The following is a 17,401-nucleotide window of genomic DNA, read 5'->3' on the forward strand; positions in this document are numbered from 1 at the left end:
ACTCTCCTTCATGCGGTGGCGGCAGCTTGCGTGTTATCGCGACGCCGACGCTGCATCAATACGATCAACCCAAAGACCAAGAAGGCAGGAATCCACATTAGCTCCTTAGTCCAGCGGTCGACGGGGGCCAGAACTTCGATGATTTCTTGATCGAAGTCGAAACCGAGCTCTGCCGCTTGGCTGCCGTAGGTCACCATATCAACGGTTGCCGTGCCATCCTCAATAAAGAGCTCCATGCCCAGGTTATTGAGCCGCTCCTGACCTGTTTCGCCTTCAGGTACCGGTAATGTCATGTAAGTGGTCATGGGATCGCCATAATCATCAAGACCCGCAATCTGCAAACGCAAAGTGGAGTCTTCATCCACATCACCCAGCGCTTCGACGAATTGCGCGGGCGGGATGGATTCGTAGGGATCATGAATCATGTCCATCCAGAAACCAGGCCGGAACAGCGTGAACGCAATCAGCAGCAGCACGATAGACTCATACCAGCGGTTGCGCGTAATCATAAAGCCCTGGGTCGCGGCAGCGAAGATCAACATGGCGATGGTCGACACCACAAAGATCAACACCCCCTGAAGGAAGGTCACATCGATGAGTAGCAGATCTGTATTGAAGATAAACAGAAACGGCAGCGCCGCGGTACGAAGGCTGTAATAGAACGCCTGGAAACCGGTTCGAATGGGATCGCCACCGGATACTGCCGCCGCCGCAAAGGAGGCCAGCCCCACCGGTGGGGTAACGTCGGCCATGATGCCGAAGTAGAACACGAACAGGTGTACCGCAATCAATGGTACCAGCAAGCCATTTTGAGCGCCCAGGTTGACGATGACCGGTGCCAGTAGTGCCGATACGACGATGTAGTTTGCTGTCGTAGGCAGCCCCATGCCGAGGATCAAGCTAAGCACAGCGGTAAGCAGCAAGATTAGCATCAAGTTGCCCATGGCCAGCGTTTCCACCACTTCGGCTAGCACCAGACCCACCCCGGTCTGGGAGACGGCACCGACGATGATACCGGCGGTGGCCGTGGCAATGCCAATGCCGATCATGTTGCGGGCACCAGTGACCAGGCCATTCCAAAGATCCATCGCGCCTTCACGCAGATCCGCCCTCATATCGCTGCGTCCGCGAAAGATTGACGTAATGGGGCGCTGGGTCAGAATAATGAAAATCATGAAAACGGTGGCCCAGAAAGCCGACAGTCCTGGCGATAAACGTTCCACCATCAGACACCACACCAGCACAATAACCGGCAGGATGTACTGCAAGCCAACCAGCACCGTCGGTTTGGTCTGGGGCAGTGTAAAGATCGGTTGGTTAGGGTCATCGAGCTCGAGCTCTGGGTAACCGGCCGCCAGTTTGAGCAGGGCAATATAAATGACCGTAAGTCCAACGGCTACCACCCAGGGGGTCGCATCCCCCAGTACCGGCTTGAGCCAGCCAAGGCCGTAATAAACAGCCAGGGCGGTGCCCATCATCAGTAGCAAACCACCGAGAAAGCCAATCACTTTATTGACCAGCGGCTTAGGTGGGTTACTGCTTTGCAGCCCCTTCATGTTGGCCTTGAGGGCCTCAAGGTGAACGATGTAGACCAGCGCAATATAGGAGATCAGCGCGGGAAGGAAGGCATGCTTGATCACCTCGACATAAGAGATGCCCACATACTCGACCATCAAGAAAGCGGCCGCCCCCATTACCGGAGGCATAATCTGTCCATTAACCGATGACGCCACTTCAACAGCGCCCGCCTTTTCCGCGGAAAATCCGACACGTTTCATCATCGGCACGGTAAAGGTGCCGGTGGTCACCACATTGGCAATCGAGGAGCCGGAAATCAGACCGGTCATGGCCGAGGCCACCACGGCAGCTTTCGCTGGTCCGCCGCGATAGTGGCCCAATAGTGAGAACGCCACCTTGATAAAGTAATTGCCAGCGCCGGCCTTATCGAGCAGGGCACCGAATAACACAAACAGAAACACGAAGCTGGTTGATACCCCCAGAGCGATACCGAAGACCCCCTGCGTAGTCAACCACTGGTGATTAATCAAGCCAAAGAGGCTCACCCCACCATGGGAAAGAATACCCGGCATCCAAGGGCCAGCCAGGCTATAGAGAAGAAAAACCGACGCTACAATCATTAACGGCGGGCCAAGCGCTCGACGCGTCGCCTCGAGCAGCAGCAGTATCCCTGCGATGCCAATAATAACGTCCTGCAGTATCGGTGCGCCGGGGCGCTGGGATAACTGCTCGTAAAACATAAACATGTAAGCGCCACAGAAGGCCGCCGCCGCTGCAAGCACCCAATCCTGAATCGGAACACGGTCGCGCGGGGAGCGCTTGAGTGCCGGATAAGCCATATACGCCAAAAAAAGCGCAAAGGCCAAGTGAATAGAACGCGCCTCAGTGGCACTAAATACACCAAACCCAAGGACGAAGGGCACTGGCGAAGCGATCCACAATTGAAAAAGAGACCACACTGCCGCAATGCTTACCAAAAGCTTTCCGGGCATGCCGGCTGGCTTGCGGGCTCCTGTGTCGCTAGAGGCGACCATATCCTCCAAGTCTACTCCGGCTCCCGAAGGCCTGTTCTTATCGTCTGTCATCTGCCTGCCCCGCTCCGAGTCGATTGACGCATCATTGCCATATCGAAATGCCCTATCAACATTTTAAACGCCCTATCAACATTCTAAACCAAAATGCGCGGCACCCTGAGGTAACCGCGCATTTCTTACTAAGGTAGTATCACCTTAGGCGTCTGGATTACTCAATCCAGCCTTGTTCACGGTAGTAACGCGCTGCCCCATCGTGCAACGGTGCGGAAAGCCCTTCACTCACCATCTCTTCTGGATCAAGATTTTCGAAGGCCGGATGCAGACGCTTGAAACGATCGAAGTTGTCAAAAACCGCCTTGACGGTCTGATAGATCACATCTTCGTCAGCCTCAGCGGTGGTGACAAAGGTCGCTGCCACGCCGAAGGTTTCGACATCTTCGTCATTGCCGCGATACAGACCACCCGGAATTACCGATGCGGCGTAGTAAGGATATTCATCGACGATGCCTTGAATGTCTTCGTCGTTCAACGGAATCAGACGAGCATCAACGGTGGTGGTGGCTTCCTGGATGGAGCCATTGGGGTGGCCAACCACGTATACCATGGCATCGACGTTATTATCAGCGAGTGCCGCCGCTTGCTCGGCAGCATCAAGCTGAGATGCCAACGAGAAGGTGTCTTCAGTCCAGCCCTTGGCTTCCATCACCACTTCCATGGTGTTGCGCTGGCCCGAACCTGGATTACCAATGTTGACACGCTTGCCTTCCAAGTCATCGAGCGTCTCGATGCCAGAATCAGCCCGCGCAAGCAGCGTCAAAGGCTCACCGTGGACACGGAACACCGCACGCAGCTCTTCGTAGGGCTCGCCTTCGAAATTCCCAGTGCCGTTGTAGGCTTGATACTGAACATCGGATTGAGCGACACCCATGTCCAATTCGCCGGACTTGATGCCATTGATATTGGCGACAGAACCACCGGTGGAAGGTGCATTACACTTAATATCGGCGTCTTCGAGACGATTAACCAAACGACAGATCGACTGACCCACGACGTAGTAAACGCCGGTTTGGCCACCGGTGCCAATGGTGATGAATTGCTCGTCATCCTGTGCCATTGCCGGTGAGGCGAAAGCAGCGGCGGCAAGTAGCGCACCGGAGAAAGCAGTAGTGGAAAATACATGGCGTTTCATGAACACACCTCTTTGTATTGATGTTGTGAGCGTATTTGATGTTACGAGCATCGCACGCTTTGGTCTCACCTGATGAACCGTTCCCTCAGGTGCCCTTGTTCCAAAACGTTTTCAAGACATTCTATTTTCAAGACAAACGGTTACAGGCGACCCATAAGCTGCCTGCTAGCATTACTTTAGCGAAAAAAACCTAATTAGCGAAATGTAATACGCTAAATAATGAATTTCGCTGTCGTCTAATACTCAGTGTAGCGGTCTTCATCGTTTAGGGAGCGTTAACTGCTATACCGCCTTTGCATAGGGTAAGCAAAATTAATCAACGTTATAGCCCAAAACGCGCGGCAGCCATAGCGCGATAGCGGGGAAGATTGCCACTAGCGCTAGCGCACAGCCCATTGCAACGACAAACAGCAGCGCCCATCCGATGGTCTGCTCCAAGCGAATTTTGGCCACTTCGGTGGTCACCATCAAATTCACCGCCACCGGCGGGGTAAATTGGCCAATGGCAATATTCATCGCCAACAGAATCCCAAACCACACCGGGTTCCACTCAAAATGCTGCATCACGGGGATCAAAATCGGCATCATAATCAAATAAATCGAGATCGCATCCAACAGCATCCCAGCGACCAACACTGCTAACATCACCAGGATTAGCAGCAAAACGCCGTTATCGGTCAGGCTAATAATCCATTCCGCCAAGTGGCGGAAGGTGCCCAGCATGGTGCCTGCCCAGGCAAAAATCCCCGCCAGAGCGATAATCAGCATCACCACGCCGGAAATAATCGCCGCCTCACCCAATAGCTCCCATAAATCACGCATCGACAGTTCGCGGGTTAGAAAAAGACCGACAATCGCACCATAAGCAACGGCTACCACGGCCGCTTCGGTGGGTGTAAACAGCCCTGAACGCAAACCACCCAAAATCAGCACCGGGGCAAACAGCGCCGGTATCGCCTGTTTAAAGGTGGAGCGCACACTTAGCCTTTCAGCCCCCTCTATGGGTGTGCCGCCCTCCCACCCGTAGCGTTTGGAAACGAGCATAGCGGGCACCAGTAGCGCCAGCCCCGCCAGAATACCGGGAAATAAACCTGCTGCGAAAAGTGCGCGTAAATCGACGCCCGGCACCACGATCGAGTAAAGAATCAGCGCCACTGAAGGGGGAATGAGAATCGCCGTCGAGGCAGAGGCGGCAATCAGCGTGGCGGAAAACGGCTTGGGGTAGCCCGCTTTGGTCATACTCGGCAGCATCACCATCGCAACCGCCGCGGCATCAGCAGGGCCTGAGCCACTCATTCCGCCCATAATCATACACACCAGCACCGCCACCAAGGCTAAGCCACCGTGTCGCGGGCCAATCAAAGCCTGGGCAAAACGCACTAAACGCAGCGCTACACCGGAACGTTCAAAAATAAGCCCGGTTAAGATAAACAGCGGAATCGCAATCAAAGGGTACTTGGCAATACTGTTATAGGTATTGGTACCCATCGTTGCGAGCATGTCCGGTGACAAACCCAGCACGATGCCAACGGCCCCGGAGAGCGCCAGCGAAAACGCTACCGGCACCCCCGCTATCAGCAGCCCCGCAAACGCCAGTATCATCCACACATCAGGGCTCATCGGTGAGCCTCCCCGTTAAACGGTCGGCGGTTTGCTGGCATAAGCGCCACACCATGGCCGCAGAAAGCACGGGCAGCCAGACTAAATACCACCACTGAGGCAAGCCAAGCCCTGGTGACAGCGACTCCCACTGATACTCTTGCCAGGCCATCTTGCCGCCATACCAAGTGATCAAACCCAGCACGGTGGCACCGCAAAGCGCTTGAAAAAGGATCAGTGCACGACGGTACTTGAGCGGCAATGCCCGTTCCAAAAAGCCAATACGAATATGGCGGTTACGCCGCAGCGCCACCGAGGCACCGGCAAAGGTCAGCACTACCAACAAAAACACAGAAAACTCTTCGGTAAATGAAAAAGAGCCGCCGGTTAAGTAGCGAGTAATCACATTACCAAGACTAATCAATGAGATAATGATTAATGCCAGCGCGCCCAGCCAACGTTCAGGGCGCGCATCAGGAAAGCCTTTCATGGCAGCCTCACAGCAAAAAACTCCCAGCCTTCAAGGCCGGGAGTTTGAACATCAAAAGTAATTAACGCGCGTCGATAGCGGCTTGTGCGGCCTCTACCACCTCTTCACCAATCCGCGGCGCCCATTTTTCGTAAACGGACTGGGTGGCATCGACAAACGCCTGGTACTGCTCATCGGAAAGCTCGGTTACTGTGACGCCGCGCTCTTGAATCGCCGCAAGCCGCTCGCCCTCTTCTTCACGGGTCATGGCGATTTCCCACTCACCCGCTTCTACCGCGGTTTCGCGCAGCAGGGTTTGCTGCTCTTCGCTCAATGTTTGCCATACCTGCTGATTGACCGCAAAAATCAGTGGGTCATTCATGTAGTTCCAGAGTGTCAAATGCTCCTGGCCGACTTGATCAATGCGCGCGACGTCAAACACAGAGAGTGGGTTTTCCTGGCCATCAACGGCGCCGGTGGTCAGCGCAGGCTGAGCGTCTGTCCAGCTCATTTGGGTGGGGTCGGCGCCCAATGCCGAGAAGGTATCCTGGAACAGTGGCGAGCCAACAACGCGGATTTTCAGGCCGTCCAAGTCGTCTGGTTGGCTAATCGGCCCGCGAGAATTGGAAACCTGGCGGAAACCGTTCTCACCCCAGGCTAACGGGATAACGCCTCGAGACTCGATTGCTTCAAAAACCAACTCCCCCGCTTCACCACCGGTAACCGCATCAACGGCGGCTTCATCGGGAATGAAGAACGGCAAAGAGAATAGATTAAGTTCCGGCACCTGGGGCGACCAGTTGATGGTCGAGCCCACAGCGGCATCAATTAACCCAGAGCGCATGGCGGAAAATTCGCGGGTTTGATCACCGGAAACCAACTGAGAGTTGGGGTAAACGCGCAGCGTTAACTCGCCGTCGCTGTGCTCCTCAACTAGTTCGGCCCACTTCTCAGCCGCCTGCCCCCAGGGGAAAGCGTCAGACAAAACCGTAGAAACCGAGAGTTCGCGTGCTTGTGCAGAAAGGGAGGCGGTCAGCAGAGCCGCACCGGCCAAGCCAGCGGTTAAACGAGCCATTGGGCGTGTCAGCGTCATGGTAGATCCTTTTTTAGCTATTTTTATGATGTGCGTTTAGTGGTGTGCGTGGACAGCAGTTGTGAAGCTTTTCGAGAAAGCCCCACTTATTGTATGCACTTAGGGCGCGAAAGGAAGTCGCCTAAGGTCGGCATGTGGCAGTACTGGCCCTTGAGACCAGGGTATATGGCAACACCAAATTGTCTACTTGCCTCCCTTCCAGCACCTCGATCAACATCGCAACAGCTTCGCGTCCGAAGGCTTCCGCCGGTTGGGCAATCGTCGTCAGCGGCGGGTCGCTGTAAGAAGCAAACGCAATATCATCAAAGCCTGCCACCGAAATATCCTCCGGCACCCGCAGGCCCGCTTCTTTGATACGGCTTATAGCGCCTATGGCCATTTCATCGCTTTCACAAAAAATGGCGGAGGGGCGCTCCGCTAAAGCAATAAGCGTTTCAGCCGCCTGATAACCAGAACGTGGCGTGAAATCGCCAGGACAAAGCAGGCACTCATCTAACGGAATGCCCGCTGCGCTCAACGCATCCTGGTAGCCTTGTTGGCGGTCACGGGTCAAGGGGCTGCGCCGAGGCCCTTTAATCATGCCAATTCGACGATGCCCCAGGGAGATCAAGTGCTCGGTGGCCTCCCGGGCTGCCGCTCGGTTATCGAGTTTGACGGTGGGACAGGGCGCATCGTCCAGCACCTCGCAGGCATTGATCATGGGCAATACCGCCCCAGCAGGAAACGCCTTTTCAGAAAAAGGGTTAAAAGCACGCAGTTGAATCACGCCATCCGCCTGGCGGGTACTGACTAAACTGGCGTATTGGGTTTCCATCGCCTCATTACCAAGCGTATTACACAGCAGAACGCCGTAGCCGCGTTCTTGGGCAGCTTCCTGAATACCGCTGATTACCCGCGCAAAAAAGGTGTTTGCGATCGTGGGTACCAATACCACTAAGTTATAAGTACGTTGAGAGCGAAACTGAACCGCCATCAAATTAGGCTTGTAGCCCGCTTGATCAACGGCCTTCAGCACTTTTTCCCGGGTGGCCGGTGAGACGATATCCGGCGACTTTAACGCGCGTGATACGGTCGCTACCGATACCCCCGCTAACTCGGCGACCTTACGTATATTGGTCATGGCCTCCCTTATCACTAGGTAATCGCCGTAAGCAGATGGTTGCGCGGCATTATTCATCTCAGCTTAACGTATCCCAGCGTTAAACTCAGCGCGCGATGTCCCAACCCTTCGCGCGCACCGATAGACCTTTGTCGCATTGACGCTTATAGCGTGAAGCCCTAATTTCAAGCCAAATGTAACCGGTTACATTATCGTCTGTACAAGCGCAGCAAGCGCCACCTGAAAATTCATAAGTTTTATTAAAGCAGGAGCCTCTCTATGCCGCGGCCCAATCAACCCCGCATCCGCTTAGGCATGATCGGCGGCGGACAAGGGGCGTTTATCGGCCAAGTTCACCGCTTAGCTGCTCGCCTCGACGATACCTGCGAGCTGGTATGTGGCGCCTTTAGCCGCTCGGCGGATAACAACCAGCTGACTGGCGAAGCGTGCCACCTCCCCGACGAGCGTATTTACGCTGACTGGCAGCAATTACTGGAAGGCGAGCAGCAACTTCCCGCCGAACAACGCATGCAGTTATTGGTGATCGTAACGCCTAATCATCTTCACGTGCCGATCGCGGAAGCGGCCATGCAGGCAGGTTTTCATGTGTTTTGCGAAAAACCGTCGGCAGTATCGCTCCAAGAAGCTCAGCGCTTAGCAGAAAGCTGGCATGCCAGCGGCTGCCTGTATGGCTTGGCGCATACCTACTTAGGCTACCCCATGGTATGGCAAGCCCGAGAAATGGTGAGCGAGGGCCAAATAGGTAGCATTCGCAAAATTCATGTGGAGTACCCCCAGGGCTGGCTAGGCGAGCATTTAGAACAGCAGGGTAATAAGCAAGCCGCCTGGCGCACCGACCCTACGCTCGCAGGTATCAGCGGCTGCATGGCCGACATTGGCACCCATGCTTTCGGCCTCGCCGAGTTTATTTCCGGACATCGTGTTAGCGCTCTCTGCGCCTCGCTTGCCAGCCACGCCGATGGCCGCCAATTAGACGATGATGGCGATGTACTGCTGCGCACCGATCAAGGCGCCAGCGGAACCCTCATTGCCAGCCAGATCTGCAGCGGGGAAGAAAACGCACTTAAAATACGTATTTACGGCGATAAAGGGGCGTTGGAGTGGCACCAAATGGAGCCCAACAGCCTGTTCTACCGCCCGCTTCAAGCACCGATGCGCACCCTCCGTGCGGGCATCGACCAACCCGACCTTTTCCCCAGCGCGATGCAGCGCTTGCGCCTACCCGGCGGCCACCCAGAGGGGTATCTGGAAGCACTCGGCAACCTTTACCGCGACTTTGCCCACGCCATTCATCAAGGCAAGCAAGGCGACGTTGAGGGCGTTCCCGGTATGGCCTCCGGGCTACGTGGCATGGCGTTTATCGAGGCCGTCACCACCAGCGCCAAAAGCGAACAGAAATGGACTCCACTGCCTGCCACTCAACTAACGGGAGCCTAATCATGCCAAACACCCACAAAGGCATCCGCGGGCCCGCCATTTTTCTGGCCCAGTTTATCGGCGACGAAGCGCCTTTCGATAGCCTCGACGGTATCGCTCGTTGGGCGGCCGAACAGGGCTATCAAGCCATTCAGCTACCCACTGCAGACAGTCGTTTTATCGACCTGCACAAGGCCGCTGAAAGCCAAAGTTACTGTGATGAGTTAAACGCCCGCTGTGAAAAAACCGGCGTTGTGATCAGTGAACTCTCTACCCACTTACAGGGCCAACTGGTCGCCGTGCATCCCGCTTGCGACGACTTATTCGATGATTTTGCGCCTGTTGAGCTACACGGCAAGCCGCAGGAGCGTACCGAGTGGGCCATTGAGCAGCTAAAGCTGGCTGCCAAAGCCAGCCAACGGCTTGGTTTAACGGCTCACGCGACGTTTTCCGGGGCGCTGCTATGGCCCTTTGTTTACCCCTGGCCCCAACGTCCTGAGGGGCTAGTCGAAGAAGGGTTCAACGAGCTGGCCCGGCGGTGGCGGCCAATTCTGGATGCCTTTGATGAGGCAGGTGTTGATCTGTGCTTTGAGATTCACCCTGGCGAGGATCTTCACGACGGTGCGTCTTTCGAGCGGTTCCTGGCGGCAGTGGACAACCATCCACGGGCGAAAATTCTTTATGACCCCAGCCACTTACTGCTGCAGCAGTTGGATTATCTCGAGTTTATCGACCGCTACCACGAGCGTATCGGCATGTTCCACGTTAAAGACGCTGAATTTAACCCCAACGGCCGCAGCGGCGTTTATGGCGGTTACCAAGGCTGGGTAGAACGCCCCGGGCGCTTTCGCTCATTAGGGGATGGGCAGATTGATTTCAGCGGGATTTTTAGCCGCCTGACGCAGTACGGCTTTGATGGCTGGGCGGTGCTTGAGTGGGAGTGCTGTATTAAGGACGCCGCCCAAGGCGCCGCAGAGGGCGCGTCTTTCATCCAGGCGCACCTGATTCAACCTGCCGGTCGCGCCTTTGACGATTTCGCTGGCGTAACCGCCAGCCCTTCTCGCAACCGACGAATTCTCGGTCTTCCTTCACACCGCTAATTGATTGTTTTAAATCAAGACCACAACCACAACAAAGGATCACGTCATGGCTATGATACGCACACGACTCAGTATCATGATGTTTTTGCAGTTCTTTATCTGGGGCGGCTGGTTTGTCACCCTGGGCACCTTCCTGGCCAACAACCTCAACGCCAGCGGTGGCCAGATTGGCATGGCGTTCTCCACCCAATCCTGGGGTGCCATTATTGCCCCTTTCATTATTGGCTTGATCGCTGACCGCTATTTCAACGCCGAGCGTATTCTCGCCGTACTCCACTTAGCAGGCGCTGCGTTAATGTACGGCCTGTATGTCGCCAGCGATTTCAGTACGTTTTACCCGTTAGTGTTGATGTATATGATTATCTATATGCCGACACTGGCGCTGGTTAACTCAGTCTCTTTTCGCCAAATGAGCGACCCAGGCCAGGAGTTCGCCAAAATCCGCGTGTGGGGAACCATCGGTTGGATTATCGCGGGCTTGGGTATCAGTTACTTATTCGCCTGGGACTCTTCTCAAGGCATCGCCGACGGCATGCTGCGTAACACCTTTTTGATGTGCGCTATCGCATCATTAGCCCTAGGCCTATACAGCTTTAGCCTGCCCGCCACGCCGCCTAAAGCAAACGGCCCGGTTGGCTTAAAAGAAGTACTAGGGCTAGATGCACTGGCCCTGCTAAAAGACCGCAACTACGCCATCTTCTTTATCGCCTCTATTCTGATTTGTATTCCGCTGGCATTTTATTACCAAAACGCCAACCCTTTTCTGGCAGAGATCGGCGTGACCAATCCAACCGGCAAAATGACCCTGGGCCAGGTATCGGAAGTGCTGTTTATGCTGCTGCTACCGGTCTTTATTCACCGCTTTGGTATCAAGAAAACCTTGCTGATCGGCATGCTGGCCTGGGCGCTACGCTATGCGCTGTTTGCGTTCGGTAACGCCGATGAAATGGTGTTTATGCTCTTGATTGGTATTGCACTGCATGGCGTGTGCTACGACTTCTTCTTCGTGACCGGCCAAATCTACACCGATGCCCGCGCAGGGGAGAAGTTTAAAAGCTCTGCCCAGGGCATGATCACGCTGGCCACTTACGGGGTAGGCATGCTAATAGGCTTCTGGGTAGCCGGTCAGATTACCGATCACTTCTCCACCAACGGCGCGCACGACTGGCAAGGCATCTGGATGTTCCCAGCAGCATTTGCTATCGCGGTGCTGGTGTTGTTCTACCTCACCTTTAAAAACGATAAAAGCGTAACGGCTAAGCCTAACGTGTAAGGGTATAGAGCATAATAACAGCCGGGTGTATTGGCGGCACCCGGCTTGCTATTTTATAAAATTTTCAAATACTTAATGAGCACAACATCCCCGTAAAACGGCTTTATTTGTTACACACTAAAAAGGCCCGATATTGCGCCTACGACAACCTCAACAATAGTCATGATACCTTCAGCTACCGACATGACGATTTCTAGCAGCACCTCTAAAACTCCCTCACTGCTGGCAATCACGGGTATTGAGATACCAGCGAGAGCAATCCCCATCGCGCCAATCGCCACCACTTCAAACCCAATGATCACAATATAAAGTAGCGCCCCGATTAACGCACTTGCACAAACTGAGTTTAGCGTCTTGATCTTCACTGACCTTTGTTTTCTAGCCGCCACTCCTTTGCCTCCTGACAATAGAATTAAACTCACCTAAATGAATGGCACAGCCGAAATCTAAAACTGTCCGAGCAAATACAGAGCCAACACAATCAATGCAATCAAGCCCACTACTGCACACAAAGCGCCGTCGGATCGACTCCTATGCTCATCGAGATATATCACTTTAGAAGCCGAAGGATATTTTCCCAAAGTAACTAGTTTACAGATTGGCCAACCAACCCAGTAACAAATTGTTCTAAAGAATACCTCTGCCAGTATGTAACCTATTCCCCTAAAAAACCCCCTGCCTATCTCTTCAAAAAAGCCGTCCATAAAACTCCCTTTCGGTTAAACGTAAATACATAACCAAATCCGCTTTCTTTTCACTTCTATTTTGCCATAGCCGGGAATTGCAGCTGGCTTAATGGCTAACGCTCACCTTCCAGTTCGTGCCATACGCGCAGAATAATGATGACGCTCGGATGTACTGAATAGCGGATAACGTACTTACCAAAGACCATGTCACGAACAGAATCCGGTGCCATTTCAACCGGCGTTCCCATTTTAGGGAAGTCTGGCAGTAAGTCGATTTTGCCGACCAGCTCAGCTGCTATCCGGCCTGCTGCTGATGGATTATGGATGGCGATGAACTCTCTAAGGCGCTTCAAATCTTCAATGGCTTCATCCGTGTAAACCAGTTTCACCTACCCGACCTCGGTGCATCCTGTTCATTTTCGGTTCCCCAGCTATTGAGCCAACGATGAACCTCGCTGCTATCAACCACCTTCCCCTGTGCGGCAGACTCCATTGCCTCCAGCGTTTGCCTCCAACGCTCTTGCTCAAGCTGTTGCTTCTCGATGTATTCCGACAACGCCTGGTTGATCACCCAGCCTTTGCTCCGGTGGAGCCTGCCTGCGATAGCTTCCAGATGCTGTTCAACATCCGCCTGAAGACGAACTGTAGTGACACCCATATCTATACCCTCAACCCCGATGACTACAATGTATTACAGCATAGTCAATGAGATTGCTGCAAAAATTTAATCTCGTACCCAGCATCACGCACGGCTGGGGAATAGTGCAGTGACCATCGCCGTAGCAGGCCTTGTTGTAGCATCTTTCGAACCCGCTCATACTTAGTGATAGCCGACTCTGGCCTCTGTCTCCAGCTTCTCTGGATATAGTAGGAAGGTAATGGTTACACCGAGTTTTAAGATACCGCTGACAGCCCCCATTAGTATCAAAGGCCAACCAAGCTCAAGTCCGAGCACAATTCCAAAAAATACGTTCGAAACGTCCTTGGCAAAGAAAACCAATGTCATGGGAAGCGAGAGAGCTCCAGTGCATTTCGCTTGCCATATTTTCCTTATTTGCTGAATACCGCCCTGAAGAATGATCAGTGTTGCGAAAACAGCAAGGGACTCTGCTGCCACTTCACCCAGATGGCTTACTTCCTCCCGAAAAAATAAAGCGCCGAACGCTGCTAGCAAAGCGACTGAAGCGGTTAAAAATGGCGCCCTTTGCGATAGAGGCGACCGATCCAGGAAGATCTCAAACAGTACGATCCATGTGGCCAGTGAAGCAATCAATCGAGTAAAGAAGATATAATAATCAATATCTTCTAGCATTATCGAATAAAGCAAAAATGAATAGAACGCGATGAAGCTTGAAAAGAAACCATTCACCGAAAGTGACTGGGTCGCGTAGCCGAGCCCAGCTCCTCTTGGGTCGGCAATTTTCCGTTGCCGTATCTTTCTAATCTGAACAACCAAACCTACCAGGCACCCAAGAAAGAGAAGCGAGCTGATAGTTCCTGCCACGTTGTAAAGAGTCATAACACTTCCATGCTTTTCCCAAGTTATAACCGTGATTATACCGCGCACCTAATTATTGAATGATGAGAATGGTTAATTTTACCTAATAATATTGTATGAAAAAGCAACGTACAAAACACTAACCCGTGATGAAAAAAGTTCGAGGCCTGCCAAAAAGCCCAGCCCCCGATACTATATAGCATCAGAAGACTGGGCTTGCTCGCTTAGGGTGCTTATAAGCGCTCTGCTATAACTCTCTTACCCATATGTTTCGAAAGCTAACGTCCGCATCGTGATCCTGCAGGTAAATGGGCGCGCAGCCGTGGGCTTCGTCGTAGTTGGGTTCGCCAATCCACTCGGTGGTGCCTTGCACTTCAGCATGGTGCTGAACCACTACACCGTTATGCAGAACGGTGATGTAGGCAGGCGATTCAAGGGCGCCTTCATCATCAAAACGTGGCGCGGTGTAGAGGATGTTATAGCTCTGCCACTCACCGGGCGGGCGGGATGCGTTGACTAACGGAATATGCTGTTTGTAGATAGATGCCGCTTGGCCGTTGGGATAGGTCGGGTTGTCATAGGAGTCCAGCACTTGCACTTCATAACGCTCCTGCAGGAAGACGCCGCTATTGCCACGATCTTGACCCTCCATGCCATCGATATCGGCCGGCGCTCTCCACTCCAAGTAGAGCTGCACGTCGCAGAAATCCTGACGTGTGCGTATTCCTCCCGCGCCGCGATTCACCGTCATCACGTCGTCTTCCACGTGCCACTCGGCTGGCCCGCCCTCTTCGGCTTCCCACGCGCCTAAACCTGTGCCATCGAATAGCACGATCGCATCGGAAGGAACGCCCGTCTCAGGCACCGAAACCAAAGGTGGCACAGGCTCCCACACTTCTGTTTTGGTGGATTGCTGTTCGGGTGTCAGCGACTTATCCGAGCCGCCCTCCTGAGCCGCACTGTCGAATGCCAACAAACTGCCACAAGCCAATAAGCAGAATGCCTGGGTGTATTGATAGTTCATCAATGCTCTCCTTTCCATTATGTGGCCCAAGCAGGCTCGCCGTTATAAGGCGCGCAGCCCTCGTAGCGGCCTGGCACCGCTTCGTAGCGCAAGACTTCAGTCGCGCCAACTTCTGAGGTGAAGAAGCCGAACAGCGTTAGCTGCTTCATCATAGTGAAGTAGTGTGGAAACGCTTCCTCGCTATCCGCGTGCTCCTGGGATGACTGGGTTTCCGCCGTTTGATTTTGAGCGGTCTGGGTCTCTGCAGTCAGTGCCTCAGCAGGGGTTGGCTGCTTTCTGCGGGCCTGTTGCTGGGCGTGCGCCATCGCTTCGCGATCCAACTCGTTTACGAGCTCTAACCGCTGCTCGCCACTCAGCGCTATAAAATCACGTTCGTAAGCCGCTCTGCTGCGTGCCTCAAGCTGCGCTAAACCAAAATAGAACACCTCTCTTTCTGAGGGCGTATAGCAGTCGTTGACGAACAGGGCCATAAACTCCCCGACGCCAGCGTCTTTAGCACCTGGGGTATCGGTTCTCGGCAGAATGGTTTCGGCAAGCTCGTCCAGCCGCTCTACATCACGGCTGCTAAAGGGATGACCTGACTGGCCAGCATCGCTAAAGGCAAATAGGGATTTGCCTCCAATCATCGCTGTACCGGTAGTCAGGGCGATCATTTTGAGTAATTCGCGACGATTCATGACAAGTTCCCCCGCTTCAGCTCTTCCACCGCATAGTCCACCGCCCGAGCGGTAAGCGCCATATAGGTTAGAGAAGGATTTACACAAGAGGATGACGTCATGCAGGCGCCATCCGTAACAAACACATTGGGCGCATCCCACACCTGGTTGTGGCTATTGAGCACTGAAGTTTTCGGGTCACGGCCCATACGCGCGGTGCCCATCTCATGGATCCCCATGCCTGGCGCGTAATCGCCTACGTCACCTGTGACGTTCTTCACGCCCGCGGCCTCAAGTAAGTCGACCGCATCTTGAACCATGTCCCGACGCATATCGCGCTCGTTTTGCTTGAGCTCAACGTTGATCGACAGCACAGGCAGCCCCCATTTATCGCGAACGCTGTGGTCAAGGGAGATGCGGTTATCGTGATCGGGCAGCATTTCGCCGAAGCCTGTCATACCGATCGTCCAACCGCCTGGCTGGCTAAGTGCTTGCTTTAAATCAGCGCCGATATTGAGCTCAGCAATTTCGCGATCCCAGCCCTCGCGGCTCGCCGCGCCTTGATAACCAAACCCGCGCACGTAGCTTCGCTGCTCATCGCCTACGTTGCGAAAGCGCGGAATGTAAAAGCCCGCAGGACGGCGTCCGAAGTAGTATTTGTCGAGATAGCCTTCCACTTCGCCACTGGCACCGCAGCGGAAGTGGTGATCCATCACGTTGTGACCCAGTTCGCCGCTGCTACTGCCCAAGCCCCCTTCCCAGACATCGGTGGCGGAGTTCATCAAAATCCAGGTAGTGTTGAACGTAGACGCATTGAGGAAGATGACATCAGCGGTGTACTCATGGACTTCATGGGTCTCAGCGTCAATCACCTCAACGCCCCGCGCCCGCTGACGGTCTTTGTCGTACAGCACCTGGCTGACAATCGAGAATGGCCGTAACGTTAGATTACCTGTGGCCACCGCCGCGGGAAGCGTGGCGGACTGGGTGCTGAAATAGGCACCATAAGGGCAACCCAGCCAGCATTTATTGCGGTATTGGCAGTTGACGCGATTTTGTTCCGGCTTTGGCTGGGTAATATTGGCGACTCGGCTGTGGATAAGATGGCGCTGCCCACCAAAGGCCTCTTTAATACGCTTGGCGGCATCTTTTTCCACGCAGTTAAGCGGTATTGGCGGCAGAAACTCGCCATCGGGAAGAATATCTAGCCCTTCCTGAGTACCTGCAATACCGGCAAAGCGCTCCACATAGTCATACCACGGGGCGATATCTTCATAGCGAATCGGCCAATCAATGGCGATGCCTTCACGCTGGTTGGCCTCGAAGTCCATAGGGCTGAGCCGATAGCTTTGCCGCCCCCAAAGCAGTGAACGCCCCCCTACGTGATAGCCGCGAAACCAGTCAAAGCGCTTCTCTTCCACGTAGGGATTGGCCTGTTCATCCGCCCACATGCCCATGGTGGCTTCGTTAAGGGGGTAGTCGCGCCTGAGCACGGGGTGTTTAGCGATCATCTCCTGGGTCGGCTCATTGCGGTGGGGATAATCCCACGCCTCTTTATGGGCATTGTGGTAATCCTTCACGTGTTCAATGTTGCGCCCACGCTCAAGCAGTAAAACCTTCAAGCCTTTCTCTGTAAGTTCTTTAGCGGCCCAGCCGCCGCTAATGCCTGAGCCAACCACGATGGCATCGTAGTGATTATCTGGCATGGTCATCTTCCTTATTGTGT

Annotated in this window: 16 protein-coding genes; 3 read left to right on the forward strand and 13 right to left on the reverse strand. The window is 54.0% G+C overall.

Annotated features, from left to right (window positions below; genetic code table 11):
* Positions 1 to 8 precede the first annotated feature (8 nt).
* From ACW17M_RS15995 to ACW17M_RS16020, 6 genes are all read right to left on the reverse strand, one after another.
* Complete coding sequence (locus ACW17M_RS15995; RefSeq protein ID WP_022522287.1) at positions 9 to 2,603, reverse strand: TRAP transporter permease; 2,595 nt, start codon at positions 2,601 to 2,603, stop codon at positions 9 to 11.
* Positions 2,604 to 2,760: 157 nt separating this feature from the next.
* Positions 2,761 to 3,741, reverse strand: a complete 981-nt coding sequence (locus ACW17M_RS16000) for a TAXI family TRAP transporter solute-binding subunit (protein WP_457547752.1) — start codon at positions 3,739 to 3,741, stop codon at positions 2,761 to 2,763.
* 312 nt (positions 3,742 to 4,053) lie between these two features.
* The gene (locus ACW17M_RS16005) at positions 4,054 to 5,361 is read right to left on the reverse strand and encodes a TRAP transporter large permease (RefSeq protein ID WP_161463165.1); all 1,308 of its coding nucleotides are present in this window, start codon (positions 5,359 to 5,361) and stop codon (positions 4,054 to 4,056) included.
* Entirely contained in the window at positions 5,351 to 5,830 is a 480-nt protein-coding gene (locus ACW17M_RS16010) for a TRAP transporter small permease (protein ID WP_027958078.1), read from the reverse strand. The genes ACW17M_RS16005 and ACW17M_RS16010 overlap by 11 nt, the downstream gene beginning before the upstream one ends.
* A gap of 61 nt (positions 5,831 to 5,891) precedes the next feature.
* Positions 5,892 to 6,902, reverse strand: a complete 1,011-nt coding sequence (locus tag ACW17M_RS16015) for a DctP family TRAP transporter solute-binding subunit (RefSeq protein WP_041158855.1) — start codon at positions 6,900 to 6,902, stop codon at positions 5,892 to 5,894.
* 121 nt (positions 6,903 to 7,023) lie between these two features.
* Positions 7,024 to 8,022 (reverse strand): LacI family DNA-binding transcriptional regulator, encoded by a 999-nt coding sequence (locus ACW17M_RS16020; RefSeq protein ID WP_039859393.1) that lies wholly within the window; start codon positions 8,020 to 8,022, stop codon positions 7,024 to 7,026.
* Positions 8,023 to 8,280: 258 nt separating this feature from the next.
* Between ACW17M_RS16020 and ACW17M_RS16025 the strand changes: the two genes are divergently transcribed.
* Genes ACW17M_RS16025 through ACW17M_RS16035 form a run of 3 tightly spaced genes read left to right on the forward strand, consistent with a single transcriptional unit; the run spans position 8,281 to position 11,811 of the window.
* Entirely contained in the window at positions 8,281 to 9,459 is a 1,179-nt protein-coding gene (locus ACW17M_RS16025) for a Gfo/Idh/MocA family protein (RefSeq protein WP_041158856.1), read from the forward strand.
* A gap of 2 nt (positions 9,460 to 9,461) precedes the next feature.
* Positions 9,462 to 10,538, forward strand: coding sequence for a sugar phosphate isomerase/epimerase family protein (locus ACW17M_RS16030; protein WP_457547753.1), 1,077 nt, complete (start codon positions 9,462 to 9,464; stop codon positions 10,536 to 10,538).
* 46 nt (positions 10,539 to 10,584) lie between these two features.
* Positions 10,585 to 11,811 (forward strand): nucleoside permease, encoded by a 1,227-nt coding sequence (locus tag ACW17M_RS16035; RefSeq protein ID WP_041158858.1) that lies wholly within the window; start codon positions 10,585 to 10,587, stop codon positions 11,809 to 11,811.
* A gap of 110 nt (positions 11,812 to 11,921) precedes the next feature.
* Here ACW17M_RS16035 and ACW17M_RS16040 read toward each other — a convergent pair whose 3' ends face one another.
* The 7 genes from ACW17M_RS16040 to ACW17M_RS16070 form a co-directional block, all read right to left on the reverse strand.
* Positions 11,922 to 12,200, reverse strand: a complete 279-nt coding sequence (locus ACW17M_RS16040) for a hypothetical protein (protein ID WP_152618914.1) — start codon at positions 12,198 to 12,200, stop codon at positions 11,922 to 11,924.
* A gap of 410 nt (positions 12,201 to 12,610) precedes the next feature.
* On the reverse strand, positions 12,611 to 12,886 hold the full coding sequence (locus tag ACW17M_RS16045; RefSeq protein ID WP_414122305.1) for a type II toxin-antitoxin system RelE/ParE family toxin: 276 nt from the start codon (positions 12,884 to 12,886) through the stop codon (positions 12,611 to 12,613).
* On the reverse strand, positions 12,883 to 13,155 hold the full coding sequence (locus tag ACW17M_RS16050; RefSeq protein ID WP_457547754.1) for a CopG family ribbon-helix-helix protein: 273 nt from the start codon (positions 13,153 to 13,155) through the stop codon (positions 12,883 to 12,885). The genes ACW17M_RS16045 and ACW17M_RS16050 overlap by 4 nt, the downstream gene beginning before the upstream one ends.
* A 162-nt stretch (positions 13,156 to 13,317) precedes the next feature.
* Positions 13,318 to 14,016 (reverse strand): PQ-loop domain-containing transporter, encoded by a 699-nt coding sequence (locus ACW17M_RS16055; RefSeq protein ID WP_457547755.1) that lies wholly within the window; start codon positions 14,014 to 14,016, stop codon positions 13,318 to 13,320.
* Positions 14,017 to 14,242: 226 nt separating this feature from the next.
* The gene (locus ACW17M_RS16060; protein ID WP_041158865.1) at positions 14,243 to 15,019 is read right to left on the reverse strand and encodes a 3-keto-disaccharide hydrolase; all 777 of its coding nucleotides are present in this window, start codon (positions 15,017 to 15,019) and stop codon (positions 14,243 to 14,245) included.
* 17 nt (positions 15,020 to 15,036) lie between these two features.
* Positions 15,037 to 15,696, reverse strand: coding sequence for a gluconate 2-dehydrogenase subunit 3 family protein (locus ACW17M_RS16065; protein WP_041158866.1), 660 nt, complete (start codon positions 15,694 to 15,696; stop codon positions 15,037 to 15,039).
* Positions 15,693 to 17,381, reverse strand: coding sequence for a GMC oxidoreductase (locus ACW17M_RS16070; protein ID WP_041158867.1), 1,689 nt, complete (start codon positions 17,379 to 17,381; stop codon positions 15,693 to 15,695). The genes ACW17M_RS16065 and ACW17M_RS16070 overlap by 4 nt, the downstream gene beginning before the upstream one ends.
* Positions 17,382 to 17,401 lie beyond the last annotated feature (20 nt).

The sequence above is a fragment of the Vreelandella sp. 2A-K22 genome (genome assembly GCF_054065485.1).

Excerpts from the sequence above, each read along its gene's own strand:
- ACW17M_RS15995 (WP_022522287.1), bottom strand. The coding sequence starts at position 2,603 with ATGACAGACGATAAGAACAGGCCTTCGGGAGCCGGAGTAGACTTGGAG.
- ACW17M_RS16000 (WP_457547752.1), bottom strand. The coding sequence starts at position 3,741 with ATGAAACGCCATGTATTTTCCACTACTGCTTTCTCCGGTGCGCTACTT.
- ACW17M_RS16005 (WP_161463165.1), bottom strand. The coding sequence starts at position 5,361 with ATGAGCCCTGATGTGTGGATGATACTGGCGTTTGCGGGGCTGCTGATA.
- ACW17M_RS16010 (WP_027958078.1), bottom strand. The coding sequence starts at position 5,830 with ATGAAAGGCTTTCCTGATGCGCGCCCTGAACGTTGGCTGGGCGCGCTG.
- ACW17M_RS16015 (WP_041158855.1), bottom strand. The coding sequence starts at position 6,902 with ATGACGCTGACACGCCCAATGGCTCGTTTAACCGCTGGCTTGGCCGGT.
- ACW17M_RS16020 (WP_039859393.1), bottom strand. The coding sequence starts at position 8,022 with ATGACCAATATACGTAAGGTCGCCGAGTTAGCGGGGGTATCGGTAGCG.
- ACW17M_RS16025 (WP_041158856.1), top strand. The coding sequence starts at position 8,281 with ATGCCGCGGCCCAATCAACCCCGCATCCGCTTAGGCATGATCGGCGGC.
- ACW17M_RS16030 (WP_457547753.1), top strand. The coding sequence starts at position 9,462 with ATGCCAAACACCCACAAAGGCATCCGCGGGCCCGCCATTTTTCTGGCC.
- ACW17M_RS16035 (WP_041158858.1), top strand. The coding sequence starts at position 10,585 with ATGGCTATGATACGCACACGACTCAGTATCATGATGTTTTTGCAGTTC.
- ACW17M_RS16050 (WP_457547754.1), bottom strand. The coding sequence starts at position 13,155 with ATGGGTGTCACTACAGTTCGTCTTCAGGCGGATGTTGAACAGCATCTG.
- ACW17M_RS16055 (WP_457547755.1), bottom strand. The coding sequence starts at position 14,016 with ATGACTCTTTACAACGTGGCAGGAACTATCAGCTCGCTTCTCTTTCTT.
- ACW17M_RS16060 (WP_041158865.1), bottom strand. The coding sequence starts at position 15,019 with ATGAACTATCAATACACCCAGGCATTCTGCTTATTGGCTTGTGGCAGT.
- ACW17M_RS16065 (WP_041158866.1), bottom strand. The coding sequence starts at position 15,696 with ATGAATCGTCGCGAATTACTCAAAATGATCGCCCTGACTACCGGTACA.
- ACW17M_RS16070 (WP_041158867.1), bottom strand. The coding sequence starts at position 17,381 with ATGCCAGATAATCACTACGATGCCATCGTGGTTGGCTCAGGCATTAGC.